The sequence below is a fragment of the Leuconostoc sp. BM2 genome, from assembly GCF_002095565.1.
GTDB classification, from domain to species: Bacteria; Bacillota; Bacilli; order Lactobacillales; family Lactobacillaceae; genus Leuconostoc; species Leuconostoc falkenbergense.
Genome location: NZ_MOWQ01000106.1, coordinates 1 through 970 on the forward strand (window position 1 = coordinate 1; position 970 = coordinate 970).

Annotated in this window: 3 protein-coding genes; all 3 read right to left on the reverse strand. The window is 31.5% G+C overall.

Annotation, left to right across the window (positions count from 1 at the left end; genetic code table 11):
• Positions 1-147: 147 nt before the first annotated feature.
• Complete coding sequence (locus BMG01_RS10630) at positions 148-486, reverse strand: type II toxin-antitoxin system PemK/MazF family toxin (RefSeq protein ID WP_036068660.1); 339 nt, start codon at positions 484-486, stop codon at positions 148-150.
• Complete coding sequence (gene mazE / locus BMG01_RS10635; RefSeq protein ID WP_233127312.1) at positions 479-694, reverse strand: type II toxin-antitoxin system PemI/MazE family antitoxin; 216 nt, start codon at positions 692-694, stop codon at positions 479-481. Before mazE ends, BMG01_RS10630 begins: the two co-directional genes overlap by 8 nt.
• A 186-nt stretch (positions 695-880) precedes the next feature.
• A partial coding sequence (locus BMG01_RS11700) for an IS3 family transposase (protein WP_143470296.1) occupies positions 881-970 on the reverse strand: 90 nt, incomplete at its 5' end.

Consider the following 970-nt stretch of genomic DNA (forward strand, 5'->3'; position numbering starts at 1 on the left):
GCCTTCTTGGTGAAGTTTAACCAATGAATCTTTGAAATCTTGTGAATAACGAATTGACATAAAAATACTCCTATACTTTCATTTTACGGACTGAATAAAAATAGTCCATTTTTTTAGTATAAGAGCATTAATGTTAGTAAGTTTTTTTTAGAGTGTTAAATCAAAATTGGCCCCAATCAGTTGCAACACTTGGTATAAATCATAATCGTTCATGTGACCAATTAATTTTGCCTCACGTTTTACAGAATCCATTGGAATTGGTTGTAACGTATTCACCTGTCCGTATACCTTTTCATACCCAACAACATTAAATCTTGTGGGAATGTTTTTAACCGAACTGGTAATAGGCGCTACAATGATCAAATTAGAAACCATATTGTATTTATCCGAACTAACCACTAATCCAGGTCGACGTTTTCGAATTTCTTGACCAACAGATGGATCGAAATTAATGATAACAAAATCTCCTTGCTTAAATTTAGTCATCAATAATATCCTCAACAATTACCTCTTGTTCATCAATCAATTCATTTTCTTTCAATTTATCAAATGGATTATTGAGTTTTGGTGTGAAAATTAATGAATTGTCCTTTTTAATGGCTAAAAATTCTTGGCCAACTGTGATACCTAATTCTGACGGTAACGTTACTGCTACTGAATTACCTTGTTTACGTGCTTTAACAATTGTCATCATACCACCTCCATTTGTATAACTTAATTATACATGTATCATTAAGTATAATCAATCTCTATCACAGCTTATACTTTTACAATTTCAATCATCATTGCTCAGAAGTCAATAAATTGGGCTATTTTTCATAAACAAAAAAGGAATAGTTTAATTGAAGTGAACCCCAATAGTTGGACAAAATAAAATTAATTAACTAACAGACTCAGTGGTGAGTTGTCGATATTGAACCGGCGACAAACCATTGAGTTTTTGTTTGATCCGGTGATTGTTGTAATAATT